The sequence below is a fragment of the Pseudomonas sp. PA1(2017) genome (assembly GCF_001945375.1).
Taxonomy (GTDB): domain Bacteria; phylum Pseudomonadota; class Gammaproteobacteria; order Pseudomonadales; family Pseudomonadaceae; genus Aquipseudomonas.
In genome coordinates this window covers 591,389-607,467 of record NZ_MSXU01000009.1, presented here as the reverse complement: position 1 = coordinate 607,467, position 16,079 = coordinate 591,389, and the positions used below count along the sequence as shown (strand labels likewise).

The following is a 16,079-nucleotide window of genomic DNA, read 5'->3' as shown; positions in this document are numbered from 1 at the left end:
CCGCCACCTGCCGAGACCCGCCCCATGCGCAATGCCGAACACGCCCTGCTGACCGACGCCGACCGCCGCGCCATCGCCTATAACGATTCCCTGGAGCAGCGCCGGGTCTATCCCGTTGAGAGCGCCATCGCCGCCCTGAATGCCTTCGACCAGCCCCTGCCAACCACGGGAGAAGATGCCGGGCAGGTGCTGCACGCACTCGATGAACTCGGCTCGCCCGCCACCGTTACCAGTAACGGGCCGCGCTATTTCGGCTTCGTGATCGGCGCCACCCTGCCTGCCGCCGCAGCCGCCGAGCGGATGGTGCTGGCCTGGGATCAATGCGCATCGTCCCTCGATAACTCGCCAGTTGCCGACAAACTGGAAAAGGTTGCCGCCCGCTGGGTCTGCGAGGCGCTCGGCCTGCCAGATGAAAGCGCCGTTGGCTTCGGCACCAGTGCCACCGCCTGCACCCTCGCCTGCCTGGCAGCCGCACGTCGCACGTTGCTGGCCAGGCAGGGCTGGGATTTCGACCAAGACGGCTTGATCGGCGCCCCGGAAATCCGCGTGGTGATTTCCGAAACCGCCCATATCACCGTGAAGAAGGCGCTGCGCGTGCTGGGTTTCGGCATGCGCCGGCTGCTTCTGGCGCCGGTGGATCAGTACGGTCGCATCGATCCGGCCCGGCTCCCCGAACTGGACGAGCGTACCGTGCTGATTCTGCAGGCTGGCGAGGTCAATACCGGCGAGTTCGACCGCTTCGCCGAACTGATTCCCAGGGCCAAGGCCGCTGGCGCCTGGGTGCATGTCGATGGCGCCTTTGGGCTGTGGGCGCGGGCGTCGTCCTCAGCCGGGCTGGCCGACGGCGTGGACCTGGCGGACAGCTGGACCACCGATGGCCACAAGTGGCTGAACACCCCCTACGACAGCGCCATGGCCATCTGCCGTGACGGTGACGCCCTGGCCGCTGCGATGAACAGCGACGCCGCGTACGCCATGGCCTCGAAGGACTCGCAAAAGAACCTGACCCTGGAGTTCTCGCGCCGCGCGAGGGGCGTGGCGATCTGGGCAGCGCTGGCCAACCTGGGCCGCGATGGCCTGGCCGAGATGATCGACCGGCACATCCGCCAGGCCGGGCACCTCGCCGAGGCGCTTCGTGCCGGTGGATACCAGGTGCTCAACCGGGTGCGCCTCAACCAGGTGCTGGTACGCGCCGATTCAGACGAACAGACCACGGAGATTCTCCAGGCCGCCCAGGCGTCTGGTGAAGCCTGGTTCGGGTCTACTGTCTGGCAGGGGCGGCCGGCCTTTCGCCTGAGCGTCAGTTCCTGGCGCACCACGGACGCCGATATCGACGCCTTGATCGCCCTGCTCCTGCGCCTGAAAGACGCCTGAGCCTCAACGGTCAGCTTTCAAGACCTGCTGCAGCAGCTTGAAGGACGCATCGACCCGGGCCTCGAGCGGCACGTTGCGGTTGGCCAGCAGCACCACGCCGATGCGCTCGTCCGGCACGAAGGCAGCGTAACCGCCAAAGCCGTTGGTCGAACCAGTCTTGCCGAACAGCACGCCCTGCTCGCTCGTTTCAGGCTCGGGCAGACGGGTAGCCGGTTGCGCTTCAACAGCCATCGACGGCGCGTTGCCCGCCAGCAGTTGCTCGCGGGAAACGGGCCAGGGATAGCGCTCCCACACCATCGCCTGGGTGAAGCGCTCGGTGCGAGTCACGCCCTGATGCGTCGTCTTTATCGCGGCAGCCAGTGGCGCTGGTACCTGGGTTTCGCCCAGGTTGATATCGACGAAACGCAGCATGTCGTCGATGTTGGACTTCAGGCCATAAGCCTCGGCATCCAGCACGCCAGGGCTGACGCGAATGGCCTTGTTGTCCTGCCGCGCATAGCCGTAGGCGTAATTCGGCATCTGCGCCGCTGGCACCTGAACATGGGTATGCTTCAGCGCCAGCGGAACGAGCACCTGATCGTGCAGCGCCTTGGCATAGGGCTCGCCGAACGCCTGGGCGGACACCCGCCCCAGCAGGCCGATGCTGACGTTGGAATAAGAGCGCTCGTGGCCAGCCTCAGTGGTCGGCTTCCATTGCCGCAGCCAGTTCAACAAGCCATTGTCATCCTTGACCTGATCCGGCACCTGCAACGGCATACCGCTGCTCTGGTGGGTGGCCAGATCCATCAGGCTCAGCTCACCTGCGGGGCTTCCCTGCAGCGACGGCATGCGGGCAGCGAGCCGGTCATCGAGCGACAGCAGCGAGCGCTGCCGAGCCAGCGCCGCCAGGGTGACGTTGAAGGTCTTGCTCAACGAGCCCAGCTCGAACAGTGTCTCGCGGGAAACCGCCCTGGCCGCCTCACGGTTCGCCAGGCCTTTGGTGAACACGTAGTGCTTGCCTTGCCAGGTCACGCCAACCGCGAGGCCAGGTATGTCGTACTCGGCCATCAATGGCGCGAAGAGCGTGTCGGCCTCGGCTTGAAATTGCTGCTCGGTCAGGGCCGCGGCCGGCAGTGTCACGACGAGGCCGGCGGCGAGCAGGCCCAGAGCGATAGTGCGGTGAGTCATCGGGTAGGTTCTCTGTCTTGTTGTAGGGCGGCAGCGGAACGAGCGCTGCCTGGAGGATGGGTCAGGATTCGAGTGGCGGCCAAGCATATCGTTCGAGGCGGTCAGCAGGCACTGCAGGAAAAGCTTTTGCAGGCACTCGACAAAGCCTGCGCCTGCCCTTATTGTCCAGCCAGGCCACCCCATGTGGCCAACGTCGCTCGGACGGTTCCGGGCGCTTACGTCTCTCGAGGAAAGCATGGCTGACCAGGCTTCGCGCCGCTTTGCGCGCATCGATCGTCTCCCCCCTTACGTTTTCAACATCACCGCTGAATTGAAGATGGCCGCCCGCCGCCGTGGCGAGGACATCATCGACCTGAGCATGGGCAACCCCGATGGCGCCACACCGCCGCATATCGTGGAGAAGCTGGTGCAGGTCGCCCAGCGTGAAGACACCCATGGCTATTCCACCTCCCGAGGCATCCCGCGCCTGCGCCGGGCCATTTCGCACTGGTACAAGGATCGCTACGCAGTCGACATCGACCCCGAAAGCGAAGCCATCGTCACCATCGGCTCCAAGGAAGGCCTGGCGCACCTGATGCTGGCCACCCTGGATCACGGCGACACGGTGCTGGTACCCAACCCCAGCTACCCGATCCACATCTACGGTGCAGTGATCGCCGGCGCCCAGGTGCGTTCGGTGCCGCTGGTGCCGGGCGTGGATTTCTTCATCGAGCTGGAACGGGCGATCCGCGAGAGCATCCCCAAGCCGAAGATGATGATTCTCGGCTTTCCGTCCAACCCGACCGCGCAGTGCGTGGAGCTCGACTTCTTCGAGCGCGTGGTGGCCTTGGCCAAGCAGTACAACGTGCTAGTGATCCACGACCTGGCCTACGCCGACATCGTCTACGACGGCTGGAAAGCCCCGTCGATCATGCAGGTGCCGGGCGCCAAGGACATCGCCGTGGAGTTCTTCACCCTGTCCAAGAGCTACAACATGGCCGGCTGGCGGATCGGCTTCATGGTCGGCAACCCTGAGCTGGTCGGCGCCCTGGCGCGGATCAAGAGCTATCACGACTACGGCACCTTCACGCCGCTGCAGGTCGCGGCCATCGCCGCCCTGGAAGGCGACCAGCAGTGCGTGCGCGACATCGCCGAGCAATACCGCCAGCGCCGCAACGTGCTGGTCAAGGGCCTGCACGAGCTGGGCTGGATGGTCGAGAACCCCAAGGCCTCGATGTACGTGTGGGCAAAGATTCCCGACGCCTACGCTCATCTCGGCTCCTTGGAATTCGCCAAGAAGCTGCTGGCCGAGGCCAGGGTCTGCGTGTCGCCGGGCATCGGCTTTGGCGACTATGGCGACGATCACGTGCGCTTCGCGCTGATCGAGAACCAGGATCGCATCCGTCAGGCGGTGCGCGGCATCAAGGCGATGTTCCGTGCCGACGGGCTGATCGACGCGCCTGCAGTGAAAACCCCGCGCAAGGCCAGCGAAGCGGGCTGACCGCCACGGCGCGGCACCGCAAGGGTGCCGCGCCGCGTTATGATCGGCGCTCACCCCGCAGACGAGCGCGCCATGCAGGACCTCGGCAACTACCCCCACATTCGCCAGTCGGCCATCCGTTCGCTGTTCGAGATCTTCGAGCAATCCAGCGAAGGCACCATCATCGTCGACCGCGACGCCCATATCGTCTGGATGAACGAACGCTACGCCCAGCGCTTCGGCCTGCAAAGCGCCAGCGAAGCCATCGGCCGCCCGTGCGAAAGCGTGATCCCCGGCAGCCTGTTGCGCGATGTGGTGAACAGCGGCCGGCCGATCCTGCTGGACATGATGGACACGCCCCGCGAACCGCTGGTGGTCATGCGCCTACCCATCCATGACGACGCCGGCCAGGTGATCGGCGCCATCGGCTTCGCCCTGTTCGACGAACTGCAATCGCTGTCACCCCTGCTGGCCCGCTATCAACGCATGCAGCAGGAACTGGCCTCGACCCGCTCGCAGCTCAAATCGCGCCAGGCCAAATACAGCTTCGCGCAGTTCATCGGTACCAGCGCCCGCAGTCTGGAGGTCAAGCGCCTGGCACGGCGCAGCGCGACCAGCGACTCGGCGGTATTGCTGCTGGGCGAGACCGGCACTGGCAAGGAACTGCTGGCCCACGCCATTCACAATGCCTCGCCACGGGCCAGCAAGCCGTTCGTCAGCCTGAACACCGCGGCGATCCCGGAAACCCTGCTGGAAGCCGAGTTCTTCGGCACCGCGCCGGGCGCCTTCACCGGCGCGGACCGCAAGGGCCGCGCCGGCAAGCTGCAGATCGCCCACGGCGGCACGCTGTTTCTCGACGAGATCGGCGACATGCCCCTGCCCTTGCAGAGCAAACTCTTGCGGGTGCTGCAGGAAAAGGAGTTCGAGCCGGTGGGCTCCAATGAGGTGCTGCGCAGCGATGTTCGGCTGATCGCTGCCACGTCAATCGATCTGGAAGCGGCGGTGCGCAAGGGCACCTTTCGCGCCGACCTGTACTACCGGCTCAACGTGCTGACCCTCGCCGTGCCGCCGTTGCGCGAGCGCCTGGAGGACTTGCCGGCGCTGTGCGAGGCGATCTTTGATGCGCTGCAGGGCCGCCACGAGCTGCACCCCGAAGCCATGGCCCTGCTCGGTCGCCACGCCTGGCCGGGCAACGTGCGTGAGCTGCACAACGTGCTGGAGCGGGCCTGCCTGCTCAGCGACGACATCGTGCTCGACGCCGCGGCGGTCGCCAGCGCGATCGGCACCCTGCATCCGTTGCCAGAAAACCAGGACATCGTTGCGCAAACCGATGAAGTCGAAGACTTCCATCAGGCCCGCGCCAATTTCGAACGCGAGTTGATCCGCAGGGCGCTGGCTGTCACCGCGGGCGATGTACCGCAAGCCGCGCAGCGCCTGGGCTTGGGGCGCTCCACCCTGTACCGAAAGATGCTCGAGCTGGGTCTTTCGTCCTGATTTCGAGACTCGTCCCATTTAAGGGATTAACGTGAATACCATGCTGGCCGGGGTCAACTCACTGTTTCCGTCCTGAAATTGGGACAAGCGAAGCCGTGTATCAGCACCAGGTTAATAAAACCTTTTAAATTCAGTAAGTTAAAAACTGGCACAGAACTCGCTATAGCCAGACTGCGGGCTTACCCGCCGCCGACAACAAAAACAAAAGCGCCCACAGCGCCTGAGCGAGTTACTCGAAGGCTAACGGCAGCCTGTCGATTCGCCGCGTTGCAGGGTCAGGAGATCGTCGATGAGCGTCATCATCGCCCTCGCTGCACTGGCTTTACTGATGCTGGCTGCCTACCGCGGCTACAGCGTCATTCTGTTCGCCCCCATCGCTGCGCTCGGCGCGGTACTGCTCACCGATCCCAGCGCCGTGGCACCCGCGTTCACCGGGGTGTTCATGGAGAAGATGGTCGGTTTCATCAAGCTTTACTTCCCGGTATTCCTGCTCGGCGCCGTGTTCGGCAAGCTGATCGAGCTGTCCGGCTTCTCACGCTCGATCGTCGCCGCCGCCATTCGCCTGCTGGGTACCGGCCAGGCGATGCTGGTGATCGTGCTGGTGTGCGCCCTGCTCACCTACGGCGGCGTATCACTGTTCGTGGTGGTGTTCGCGGTCTACCCGTTCGCCGCCGAGATGTTTCGCCAGAGCAACATTCCCAAGCGGCTGATTCCGGCGACCATCGCCCTCGGCGCGTTCAGCTTCACCATGGACGCCCTGCCCGGCACCCCGCAGATCCAGAACATCATCCCCACCACCTTCTTCAACACCACCGCCTGGGCCGCACCCTGGCTGGGCCTGATCGGCAGCCTGTTCGTGCTCGGCGTCGGCATGTTCTACCTGCGCCGCCAGCTGGGCAAGGCCTTGCGGGCTGGCGAGGGCTACGGCACCGAGCTGCGCAACGAGCCGGAAACCCCGGACGACATCAAGCTGCCCAGCCCATGGTTGGCCATCGCGCCGCTGATTCTGGTGGGCGTGGCCAACCTGCTGTTCACCCACTGGATTCCCGAGTTCTACGGCAAGACCCACAGCCTGCAACTGGCCGGCATGGCCGCGCCGCTGCAGACCGACGTCAGCAAGCTCACCGCCATCTGGGCCGTACAGGCCGCGCTGCTGCTGGGCATACTGATGGTGCTGGTCAGCGCCTTCGGGGTGATCCGCGACAAGCTCGCCGAAGGCACCAAGAGCGCTGTCGGCGGCTCACTGCTGGCAGCGATGAACACCGCGTCGGAATACGGCTTCGGTGCGGTGATCGCCTCGCTGCCAGGCTTCCTGATCCTCGCCGATGCGCTCAAGGGCATCCCCGATCCGCTGGTCAACGAGGCGGTCACGGTCACCTTGCTGGCCGGCATCACCGGCTCGGCCTCGGGCGGCATGAGCATCGCCCTAGCGGCCATGTCCGACACCTTCATCGCCGCGGCCAACGCCGCCAACATTCCGCTGGAAGTCATGCACCGAGTCGCCTCCATGGCCAGCGGCGGCATGGATACCCTGCCCCACAACGGCGCGGTGATCACCCTGCTGGCGGTCACCGGGCTGACCCATCGCGAAGCCTACAAGGACATCTTCGGGATCACGATCATCAAGACCCTCGCGGTGTTTTTCGTGATCGGCGTCTTCTACACCACCGGCATCGTTTAGTTTTCGTGAGAAGCGCGCCTCGCTGCGCGCTTAAGGAGTTGTTATGAACCTCAAAGGCAAGACCGCACTGGTCACCGGCTCCACCAGCGGCATCGGCCTGGGTATCGCCCAGGTGCTGGCCGAAGCCGGCGCCGATCTGTTGCTCAATGGTTTCGGTGACGCTCAGGTGGCCATCGACAGCGTGGCCGCATCTGGCGGCAAGGTGCTTCACCACCCCGCGGACATGAGCGACCCAGAGCAGATCGAGGCAATGATCGCCTACGCCGAGCGCGAGTTCGGCACCATCGACATTCTGGTCAACAACGCCGGCATCCAGCATGTCTCGCCGGTGGAGAATTTTGCCCCGGAACGCTGGGACGCGATCATCGCCATCAACCTGTCCTCGGCCTTCCACACCACCCGCCTGGCGCTGCCCGGCATGCGCCAGCGCAATTGGGGGCGCATCATCAATATCGCCTCGGCTCACGGCCTGGCCGCCTCCGCCGGCAAGAGCGCTTACGTGGCGGCCAAGCATGGGCTGGTCGGCCTGAGCAAATCGGTTGCGCTGGAAACAGCCACCACCGGCATCACCTGCAACGCCATCTGCCCCGGCTGGGTGCTGACCCCGCTGGTGCAGGCGCAGATCGACGCGCGCGCCGCCGAAAGCGGTGACAGCGAGGGTGAACGGCGCAATCTGCTGGCCGAGAAACAGCCCTCGCTGGAGTTCATCACACCCCGGCAGCTCGGCGAGCTGGCGCTGTTCCTGTGCAGCGACGCGGCTGCTCAAGTGCGCGGCGCAGCCTGGAACATGGATGGCGGTTGGCTGGCGCAGTGACGCGCTAGACTGCAGCCCAAAACGACAAGAACCAAGAGGTAACCCCATGCAGCAACCGCTCTGGACGCCCACGGCCGAACGCATCGGCGCCACCCGGATGGACGCCTTCCGGCGCTTCGTCAATCAGCGCCATCGCCTGGATCTGGCCGATTACCCGGCGCTGCACGCCTGGAGCGTGAGCGAGCGCGAGGCGTTCTGGCAGGCCATCGTCGAGGTCTTCGACGTGCGCTTCGACCAAGCGCCGCGGGCGGTGCTCGAAGAAGGCCCGGCGATGCCCAGCGCCCACTGGTTTCCGGGCGCTACGCTGAACTTCGCCGAACACCTGCTGCGCCGCCGTGACGACCACCCGGCCATCATCGCCATCGGCGAAGACGGCAGCCGCGAGCAACTCAGTTACGCACAACTGGCCACCCATGTCGCCGGCTTGCAGCGCAGCCTGCGCGCGGCTGGCGTGGGCATTGGCGATCGGGTCGCGGCCTTTATGCCCAACACTTGGCAAACGTTGGTCGGTATGCTCGCCACCGCGAGCCTGGGCGCCACCTGGTCGAGCTGCTCGCCGGACTTCGGCACTCAGGGCGTGATCGACCGTTTCGGGCAGATCGAACCCAAGGTGCTGATCGCCTGCGCCGGCTACCGCTACGCCGGCAAGAACCTCGACCTGACCGGCAAGCTCAACGAGATTCTCACCCACCTGCCGACCCTGCAGCAGTTGGTGGTGGTGCCCTACGCCAATACCAGTTGCCAGGCCGAAGACTTCAAGACCCAGGCGCAGGTCGCCTGCTGGGAGGATTTCTACCAGGCCCAGGGCGAGCCGACCTTCACCTCGGTGCCGTTCGCGCACCCGCTATATATCCTCTACTCCAGCGGCACCACCGGCGTGCCCAAGTGCATCGTCCATGGTGCTGGCGGCACGCTGCTGCAGCACGTCAAGGAGCTCGGCCTGCACAGCGACGTGACGGCCGAGGACACCCTGTTCTACTACACAACCTGCGGCTGGATGATGTGGAACTGGCTGGTTTCCGGTCTGGCTCTGGGCGCCACCCTGATACTGTACGACGGCTCGCCGTTTCATCCAGAACCAACACGGCTGATCGACCTGATCGACGCCGAAGACATCAGTATCTTCGGCACCAGCGCCAAGTTCATCGCCGCCCTGGAAAAGGCCGGTGCCAAGCCGCGCGAAACCCATGAACTGAGTCGCCTCAAGGCGATTCTCTCCACCGGTTCGCCCCTGGCCCACGAAAGCTTCGATTACGTGTACCGCGACATCAAGGCCGATGTCTGCTTGTCGTCCATTTCCGGCGGCACCGATATCGTCTCATGCTTCGCCCTCGGCAACCCGGTGTCGCCGGTGTACCGCGGCGAGATCCAGTGCAAGGGCCTGGGCATGGACGTGCAGGTGTGGGACGACGCCGGCAAGGCGGTGGTCGGCGAAAAAGGCGAGCTGGTCTGCGCCAGGCACTTCACCTCCATGCCGGTCGGCTTCTGGAACGACGCCGACGGCGAGAAGTTTCGCAGCGCCTACTTCGAGACCTTTCCCGGCGTCTGGGCCCACGGTGACTACGCCGAACAAACGCCCCACGGCGGGCTGATCATTCATGGCCGCTCCGACGCCGTGCTCAACCCAGGCGGCGTGCGCATCGGCACCGCCGAGATCTACCGCCAGGTGGAAAAGGTCGAGCAGGTGCTCGAATCCATCGCCATCGGCCAGGAGTGGGACGGCGACGTACGCGTCGTGCTGTTCGTGCGCCTGCGCGACGGCGTGACACTCGACGAAGCGCTGCAGAAACAGATCTGCCAGGTGATCCGCGCCAACACCACGCCGCGTCACGTGCCGGCACGCATTGTTGCGGTGCCCGACATTCCACGCACCATCAGCGGCAAGATCGTCGAACTGGCGGTGCGCAACGTGGTGCACGGCAAGCCGGTGAAGAATACCGATGCCCTGGCCAATCCCCAGGCGCTGGAGCTGTATCGCGACCTGCCGGCGCTGCAAAGCTAACGACCGCCCCCCGGCGCATGCCGGGGGATCACCTTGTCGGCGGCTGAAACATGAAGCGCTTCCCTGCCACCCTGCCAACGGTTCACAGATATCCTGCGCGACAGCTCCTATACTCGCGACATCCCCTCAAGGAATGCTCGCGTTGCGCCTTCTTGCATGCCTTCTGTCATTGCTGCTGCCCTACTCGCTAGCTGCCGAGCCACGCGCTATCCAGTTGTACATGCCGGATGCCGCGCCATTGGCACTGCACGGTGACGACGGCAATGGCATCACCGGTGACATCGCCATCATGGCGTTGCAACGAGCGGGCTATCGCGCCGTGGTTGAGAATGCCCCCTGGCCGCGCGCCCAGAAGCGTACCCAGGAGGCGCGTGACGTGATGATCGTGCCACTCTCGCGCACCCTGGAACGTGAAGAGCACTTTACCTGGGTCGCCAATATCCAACCGCTCTATCGCGCCTTCTTCACCCTCGGCAATCCGGTTTCCAGCCTGGAAGAAGCGCGCCAGCGTTATCGCCTGGTGGCTGTCGGTCTGGGCTCGGCGCAGGAAGAGATTCTCAGACGCGCCGGCTTCACCAGCGACCAGCTCTATCCCTTGAAACTGGGCGACCGGCCGATCCAACTGGTCAGGCGCGGACGCGTGGATGCCTGGTTCACCACCGACCTGGAAGGCCGCCACCAGTGGGACAGCGGCCCGGCGCTGGCGATGAGTGCGCTGCTGGCGCCGCTGGACATGTACATCGCCTGCTCGCTGCGGTGCGACCCGCAGCTGGTTCAATCGGTCCACGACGCCCTCGAAGGCATGCGCGCCGACGGCAGCCTGCAGCGCATCATCGAACGCTACGTGCCGGACCGCTAAGGGCCACCTTTAAGAACCTGCTGATAGTCTTGCAGACCAGGTTCGCTGATTTTGGCAGGTAAGTGGCGAAAATGGACGGCCGACAGCCACTTGTGGGAACGGGCGGGGACGCCTAGTCCATGCCCGTGATTTCGCGGGCATGGACTAGGCGTCCCCGCCCGTTCCCACAGGTACTGCATCGATGTCCGCTGCTGCCTTGTTGTTGCCGCTTCAGGCGCACAAGGATCGTGACAGATTCTAAGTCGGTTGCCGCACTGGGGCTTTGCTGCTGGAATACAGCACCGTCTAACAGGAGCCCCTCATGCCCAGTTATCAGGACCTTATCGCCATCGGCGAGCGTTTCGAGGCCTTCGCCAGCCGCGGGCTGCCTGCCGAAATCGAGACAGTACGAACCGCTCAGGCCCTGCTCGTCCGAGCCGACGCCCTGAGCGCCGACATGCATCGACGGTTGGTTGCGATACAGGGCCGTTACTACCTGTTGGCCGCCGGGGAAATGTGGTGCCCGGACTGCCAGCTCAACCTGGCGGCGATGGATCACCTGCAGCGTCTGCAGCCCAAGGTGAGCCTGGCGATCATCTCCAAGGCTCGCGCCGAGCACGCCTTGAAAACGCTGCTGAGTCTTGAGCGCATTTCGATTCCGCTGGTGCTGGTACTCGACGACAAGTTCGAGCTGATCGGCCGTTTCGTCGAGCAGCCGCAAGCAGTAGTTGACGGCGGCGAAGCGGTGAAGGCTGACTACCGCGCCGGCCGTTATCTACAAAGTACCCTGGCAGAGCTGCTGACCATCATCGAAGCCCACGAGAGCCCGAACACGACTGAGCACTGAGCACTGAGCTCAGGAGCCGCATGCAGCGCCGCAGTGCACGTTCGACTCAGATGCCGTGGCGGCCCGGGTCCTCGGGTGGCGTGTCGTCCTCGATGTCTTCCAGCTTCAGCTCCAGCCCCCAATCCGCCGGCTCGGCAGGTTTGGCCGGGCGCGCCTCAACCATGGGAGCAGCAGGCGCCGCGACGGCGGTGTTCTCGCGATACAGCTTGAGCTTGAGGCGCACGTTGTTGGCCGAGTCGGCGTTCTTCACCGCCTCTTCCTCGTCGATGGCGCCTTCGTTGACCAGGTCGATCAGCGCCTGGTCGAAGGTCTGCATGCCAAGGTTTTTCGACTTTTCCATGATCTCCTTGATCTCGGAAAACTCGTTGCGCTTGATCAGGTCACGGATGGTCGGCGTGCCCAACAGCACCTCGACTGCGGCGCGGCGCTTGCCATCGACCGTCTTGACCAGGCGCTGGGAAACGAACGCCTTGAGGTTGTTGCCCAGGTCGTTGAGCAGTTGCGGGCGGCGGTCTTCGGGGAAGAAGTTGATGATGCGGTCCAGCGCCTGGTTGGCGTTGTTGGCGTGCAGGGTGGAAATCGCCAGATGCCCGGTGTCGGCGAAGGCCAGAGCGTGTTCCATGGTTTCCCGGTCGCGGATCTCGCCGATCAGAATCACGTCTGGTGCCTGGCGCAGGGTGTTCTTCAGTGCGGCGTGGAAGCTGCGGGTGTCCACGCCGACCTCGCGCTGGTTGATGATCGATTTCTTGTGCCGGTGCACGTATTCCACCGGATCCTCGATGGTGATGATGTGGCCGCCGCTGTTGCGATTACGGTAGTCGATCAGCGCAGCCAGCGACGTCGACTTGCCCGAGCCGGTACCGCCGACGAACAGCACCAGGCCGCGTTTCTCCATCACCGTCTTGAGCAGCACTTCGGGCAATTTCAGGTCCTCGAAGCGGGGAATGTCGAGCTTGATGTTGCGCGCGACGATGGACACCTCGTTGCGCTGCTTGAAGATATTGATTCGAAAACGACCGACGCCATTGAGCGAGATCGCCAGATTCATTTCCAGCTCGCGCTCGAATTCCTCGCGCTGGGCGCTATCCATCACCCCGTCGGCGATTTCCGCTACCGCCCCGGCCTTCAGCGGTTCGCTACTGAGCGCCTTGAGTACGCCGTTGAACTTGGCGCAGGGCGGCGCACCCGTCGACAGGTACAGGTCAGAGCCGTCCTGGCTGGAGAGGATTTTCAGCATTGCGTGCAGATCCATGAGCAGCGTTCCCGTCGACTGAAGCTATTACGTTAGCCAAGATTCATTAAAGACAACGGCCCATACAGGCCACGTAAATGGCGCCATTTAGCTGGCGCCGCGAATACTGGCACAATACGCGCCCAATAATTGAGGAACCTGTCATGGCTAAGGCAATGGCCCGCCACATCCTGGTCAAGACCGAAGCGGAAGCCGCTGCTCTGAAGAAGCGCATCGCAGGCGGCGAGGCGTTCGATGTACTGGCGCGCAAGCACTCGACCTGCCCATCCGGCAAGAAAGGCGGCGACCTGGGCGAAGTCCGGCCCGGGCAGATGGTGCGCGTGATCGATCAGGTGATCTTCAAGAAACCGCTGCGCGAAGTGCATGGGCCGATCAAGAGCCAGTTCGGCTATCACCTGGTGCAGGTGTTCTTTCGCGATTGATCGCGTTCTATGCATAGGCACAATCGGTCTGCTACAGGCGGTCGCCAGGGGCTGCGCCGCCCGCTTCAAGCTGGCAGGATGAACGCCAACGCTGCGAAAGGAGAAGAAGGATGACGTTTGGACCCCTGGTAACCACCGACTGGCTGGCCAATGAAGGCAATGCTGCGGACGTGCTGCTGTTCGACGCCAGCACCTACCTGCCCAACGAAGCGAAGAATGGCCGCGCCGAGTACTTGAAGGCGCATATTCCCGGCGCCCGCTTCTTCGATATCGACGCCTTCTCTGACCCCGATACCCCGCTGCCCCACACCGTACCGTCCCAGGGCCGCTTCGCGCGACTGATCGGCGCCGAAGGCGTGGGCAACGATACCCGCGTGGTGGTCTACGACCAGAAGGGGCTGTTTTCCGCCGCCCGCGCCTGGTGGCTGTTTCGTTACTTCGGCCACCAGAAGGTCGCGGTGCTCGATGGCGGTTTGCCCAAATGGCTGACCGAGCAGCGCGCCACCGAAAGCGGCGAACCGACAGCCGCCAGCGAGCGCAGTTTTCAGGTCAATGTGCACGCCCGCAAGGTGCGCGGCCTCGGTGACGTGCTGGAGGCAATCGAGCGTGACGATACGCTGATTCTCGACGCCCGCGCCGCCAATCGCTTCGACGGCAGCACCGCCGAAGCGCGTCCGGGTGTGGCCAGCGGACACATCCCAGGCAGCCACAACCTGCCCTACAGCCGCCTGCTGCGCAGCGATCAAACCCTGCAACCGCCCCAGGCCCTGCAGGCGCTGTTTGCCGAGGCGGGTGTAGATGGCAAGAAGACGGTGATCACCAGTTGCGGCAGCGGCGTTACCGCGGCGGTATTGTTGCTGGGCCTGGAAGTCGCCGGGCTGCCGGAAGGCGCCTTGTACGATGGCTCCTGGACCGAATGGGGCAGCCGCGCCGATACGCCGAAGGCCACCGGCGTGGTGTAATGCCCAAGCGCCCGCCCGGAACGGCGGGCGCTTGGAGCCTGCTCAGGGTCTGCATGCCGGGTTTTATTTCCTTTGGCTGCAACACGGCCATAAGCACCTGCTCATGATCTTTCTGGGCATGCACACGTGCTATTAGAGATTGTTGTTTTACCGGTGGGAACGGGCCATGCCCGTGATTTTTCGCGGTCATGGCCCGCTCCCCACAGATACTGCGCTGCTATAGCGCATGGGATTGGTACAGCTCCGTCAGCGCCTCACCGCGCAACTGCCCCAGCTGTGGCGAACGTCGATCACGGGGACGCGGCAACTGCACCGCCAGCTCACGCTGCAAACGGCTGGGCGCACCGCCGAGAATCAGCACGCGATCGCTCAGGTAGAACGCCTCGTCCAGGTCATGGGTGACCAGCAGCACGGCAATCCCGTAGCGGGCAGCCAGTTCGGCCACCAGGTCCTGCAATTTCATCCGCGTGAAGGCATCCACCGCGCTGAACGGCTCATCGAGCAGCAGCACCTGGGGTTTGCCGTACAGCGCCCGGGCAATCGCCACGCGCTGCGCCTGGCCGCCGGACAAGTGCTTGGGCAAGGCATCACCGCGCCCCTGCAGGCCGACGTCACGCAGTAGCTGTTGCACCCATTTGTCCTCGGCGATCCAGCCATCGGCAAAGCCGACGTTCTGGGCCACGCTCAACCAGGGCATCAGCCGCGGCTCCTGGAACACCACGCCGATGCCATTGCCGCGCCCGCGCGGCAGGTGTGCGCCGAGCTGCAAATCGCCCTGGTATGCACGATCCAGCCCCGCGGCGATGCGCAGCAAGGTGCTCTTGCCGCAGCCGCTGGGGCCGAGCAGGCTGACCACTTCGCCGGGAGCGAGGCTCAGGCTGACGTCTTCGAGCACCCGCACATCGGCGAAAGCCTTATGAATACTCTGTAATTGCAAAAGCGTATTCATGCTCCACCCTCCCCACCCTGATAGCTGTCACGCCAGCGCAGGGCCCGGTTTTCCCAGGCTTTGAGCAGGCTGTCGCTGAGTTTGCCGAGCAGCGCCAGCAGCAGAATGGCGGCGATCACCAGATCCGGGCGCGAGGTTTCCCGACCATCGCTGAGCAGATAACCGAGGCCACGAGTAGCGGCGATCAGTTCGGCGGCGACCAGGAACATCCAGCTCAGGCTCAGCGCGCCACGCAGACCGGTGAACAGGCTTGGCAGCGCAGCCGGCAAGAGAATTCGGCGCACCAGGGTCAGTGGCGGCAGGCCGTAGAGCTGTCCCACTTCCACCAACTTGCGATCAATGTTGCGGATACCGGCCAGCAGCGCCAGGTACACCGGAAAGAATGCGCCCAGGGCGATCAGTACGATCTTCGGCGTTTCGTCGATGCCCAGCCAGAGCAGCAACAACGGCACCCAGGCCAGGCTGGGAATCGCCCGCAGCGCCTGGAAGGTCGGCTCCAGATACGCCTCGGCGCGCCGGCTCAGCCCGACCCAGGTGCCGATGACGATGGCCAGCGCGGCGCCGATCACGAAGCCGGCCCCGACCCGCAACAGGCTGGCACTGAGATGACGCCACAACTCGCCGCTTTGCGCCAAGAGGTACAGCGTTTGGGCCACTTGACTGGGCGCCGGCATCTGGTGGCTCGGCAGCACGCCGGTGCGCACCAGGGTTTCCAGCAGCGCCAGCAACAGCAGCGGCACCACCCAGCCACGCAGGTCGTTCAGCCTGGGCCGAGAGGTGGGCAGGCCGCGGCTGATGACGAGCCCTAGCGCCCTCAT

General features: G+C 64.5%; 14 protein-coding genes. 10 read left to right on the top strand and 4 right to left on the bottom strand.

All coding sequences use genetic code 11. The features are described 5' to 3' along the window. The first annotated feature begins 24 nt into the window (after positions 1-24). On the top strand, positions 25-1,374 hold the full coding sequence (locus BVH01_RS09890; RefSeq protein ID WP_075930163.1) for a pyridoxal-dependent decarboxylase: 1,350 nt from the start codon (positions 25-27) through the stop codon (positions 1,372-1,374). Positions 1,375-1,377: 3 nt separating this feature from the next. On the opposite strand, the gene ampC is transcribed toward BVH01_RS09890, so the two are convergent. Beyond that, positions 1,378-2,541, bottom strand: coding sequence for a class C beta-lactamase (gene ampC, locus BVH01_RS09885; protein WP_075930162.1), 1,164 nt, complete (start codon positions 2,539-2,541; stop codon positions 1,378-1,380). Positions 2,542-2,776: 235 nt separating this feature from the next. Between ampC and alaC the strand changes: the two genes are divergently transcribed. From alaC to BVH01_RS09850, 7 genes are all read left to right on the top strand, one after another. Next, complete coding sequence (alaC, locus tag BVH01_RS09880; protein WP_075930161.1) at positions 2,777-4,021, top strand: alanine transaminase; 1,245 nt, start codon at positions 2,777-2,779, stop codon at positions 4,019-4,021. A 72-nt stretch (positions 4,022-4,093) separates the two neighbouring features. Continuing rightward, positions 4,094-5,494, top strand: coding sequence for a sigma-54-dependent Fis family transcriptional regulator (locus BVH01_RS09875; RefSeq protein ID WP_075930160.1), 1,401 nt, complete (start codon positions 4,094-4,096; stop codon positions 5,492-5,494). Positions 5,495-5,783: 289 nt separating this feature from the next. Then, positions 5,784-7,175, top strand: a complete 1,392-nt coding sequence (locus BVH01_RS09870; RefSeq protein ID WP_075930159.1) for a GntP family permease — start codon at positions 5,784-5,786, stop codon at positions 7,173-7,175. Positions 7,176-7,218: 43 nt separating this feature from the next. Beyond that, complete coding sequence (locus BVH01_RS09865) at positions 7,219-7,989, top strand: 3-hydroxybutyrate dehydrogenase (RefSeq protein ID WP_075930158.1); 771 nt, start codon at positions 7,219-7,221, stop codon at positions 7,987-7,989. 46 nt (positions 7,990-8,035) lie between these two features. Then, positions 8,036-9,991 (top strand): acetoacetate--CoA ligase, encoded by a 1,956-nt coding sequence (locus BVH01_RS09860; protein WP_075930157.1) that lies wholly within the window; start codon positions 8,036-8,038, stop codon positions 9,989-9,991. Positions 9,992-10,133: 142 nt separating this feature from the next. Further along, on the top strand, positions 10,134-10,850 hold the full coding sequence (locus BVH01_RS09855; RefSeq protein ID WP_168177274.1) for an ABC transporter substrate-binding protein: 717 nt from the start codon (positions 10,134-10,136) through the stop codon (positions 10,848-10,850). Positions 10,851-11,151: 301 nt separating this feature from the next. After that, positions 11,152-11,676 (top strand): thioredoxin family protein, encoded by a 525-nt coding sequence (locus BVH01_RS09850; protein ID WP_075930155.1) that lies wholly within the window; start codon positions 11,152-11,154, stop codon positions 11,674-11,676. A 46-nt stretch (positions 11,677-11,722) separates the two neighbouring features. Here the strand turns inward: BVH01_RS09850 and BVH01_RS09845 are convergent, their stop codons facing one another. Further along, the gene (locus BVH01_RS09845; protein WP_177344606.1) at positions 11,723-12,928 is read right to left on the bottom strand and encodes a PilT/PilU family type 4a pilus ATPase; all 1,206 of its coding nucleotides are present in this window, start codon (positions 12,926-12,928) and stop codon (positions 11,723-11,725) included. Positions 12,929-13,071: 143 nt separating this feature from the next. Here BVH01_RS09845 and BVH01_RS09840 point away from each other — a divergent pair, with 143 nt between their 5' ends. Both BVH01_RS09840 and sseA read left to right on the top strand, forming a co-directional pair. Then, entirely contained in the window at positions 13,072-13,350 is a 279-nt protein-coding gene (locus BVH01_RS09840) for a peptidylprolyl isomerase (RefSeq protein WP_013791549.1), read from the top strand. Between the two features lie 110 nt (positions 13,351-13,460). Further along, positions 13,461-14,312, top strand: a complete 852-nt coding sequence (sseA, locus tag BVH01_RS09835) for a 3-mercaptopyruvate sulfurtransferase (protein ID WP_075930153.1) — start codon at positions 13,461-13,463, stop codon at positions 14,310-14,312. A 217-nt stretch (positions 14,313-14,529) separates the two neighbouring features. Here sseA and BVH01_RS09830 read toward each other — a convergent pair whose 3' ends face one another. Then, positions 14,530-15,261, bottom strand: a complete 732-nt coding sequence (locus BVH01_RS09830) for an ABC transporter ATP-binding protein (RefSeq protein ID WP_075930152.1) — start codon at positions 15,259-15,261, stop codon at positions 14,530-14,532. Continuing rightward, positions 15,258-16,079: an ABC transporter permease gene (locus tag BVH01_RS09825; RefSeq protein WP_075930998.1), complete on the bottom strand. Its 822-nt coding sequence runs from the start codon at positions 16,077-16,079 to the stop codon at positions 15,258-15,260. The genes BVH01_RS09830 and BVH01_RS09825 overlap by 4 nt, the downstream gene beginning before the upstream one ends.

Coding starts and splice junctions, on each gene's coding strand:
- BVH01_RS09890 (WP_075930163.1), top strand. CDS start 25: ATGCGCAATGCCGAACACGCCCTGCTGACCGACGCCGACCGCCGCGCC.
- ampC (WP_075930162.1), bottom strand. CDS start 2,541: ATGACTCACCGCACTATCGCTCTGGGCCTGCTCGCCGCCGGCCTCGTC.
- alaC (WP_075930161.1), top strand. CDS start 2,777: ATGGCTGACCAGGCTTCGCGCCGCTTTGCGCGCATCGATCGTCTCCCC.
- BVH01_RS09875 (WP_075930160.1), top strand. CDS start 4,094: ATGCAGGACCTCGGCAACTACCCCCACATTCGCCAGTCGGCCATCCGT.
- BVH01_RS09870 (WP_075930159.1), top strand. CDS start 5,784: ATGAGCGTCATCATCGCCCTCGCTGCACTGGCTTTACTGATGCTGGCT.
- BVH01_RS09865 (WP_075930158.1), top strand. CDS start 7,219: ATGAACCTCAAAGGCAAGACCGCACTGGTCACCGGCTCCACCAGCGGC.
- BVH01_RS09860 (WP_075930157.1), top strand. CDS start 8,036: ATGCAGCAACCGCTCTGGACGCCCACGGCCGAACGCATCGGCGCCACC.
- BVH01_RS09850 (WP_075930155.1), top strand. CDS start 11,152: ATGCCCAGTTATCAGGACCTTATCGCCATCGGCGAGCGTTTCGAGGCC.
- BVH01_RS09845 (WP_177344606.1), bottom strand. CDS start 12,928: ATGGATCTGCACGCAATGCTGAAAATCCTCTCCAGCCAGGACGGCTCT.
- BVH01_RS09840 (WP_013791549.1), top strand. CDS start 13,072: ATGGCTAAGGCAATGGCCCGCCACATCCTGGTCAAGACCGAAGCGGAA.
- sseA (WP_075930153.1), top strand. CDS start 13,461: ATGACGTTTGGACCCCTGGTAACCACCGACTGGCTGGCCAATGAAGGC.
- BVH01_RS09830 (WP_075930152.1), bottom strand. CDS start 15,261: ATGAATACGCTTTTGCAATTACAGAGTATTCATAAGGCTTTCGCCGAT.
- BVH01_RS09825 (WP_075930998.1), bottom strand. CDS start 16,079: ATGAGGGCGCTAGGGCTCGTCATCAGCCGCGGCCTGCCCACCTCTCGG.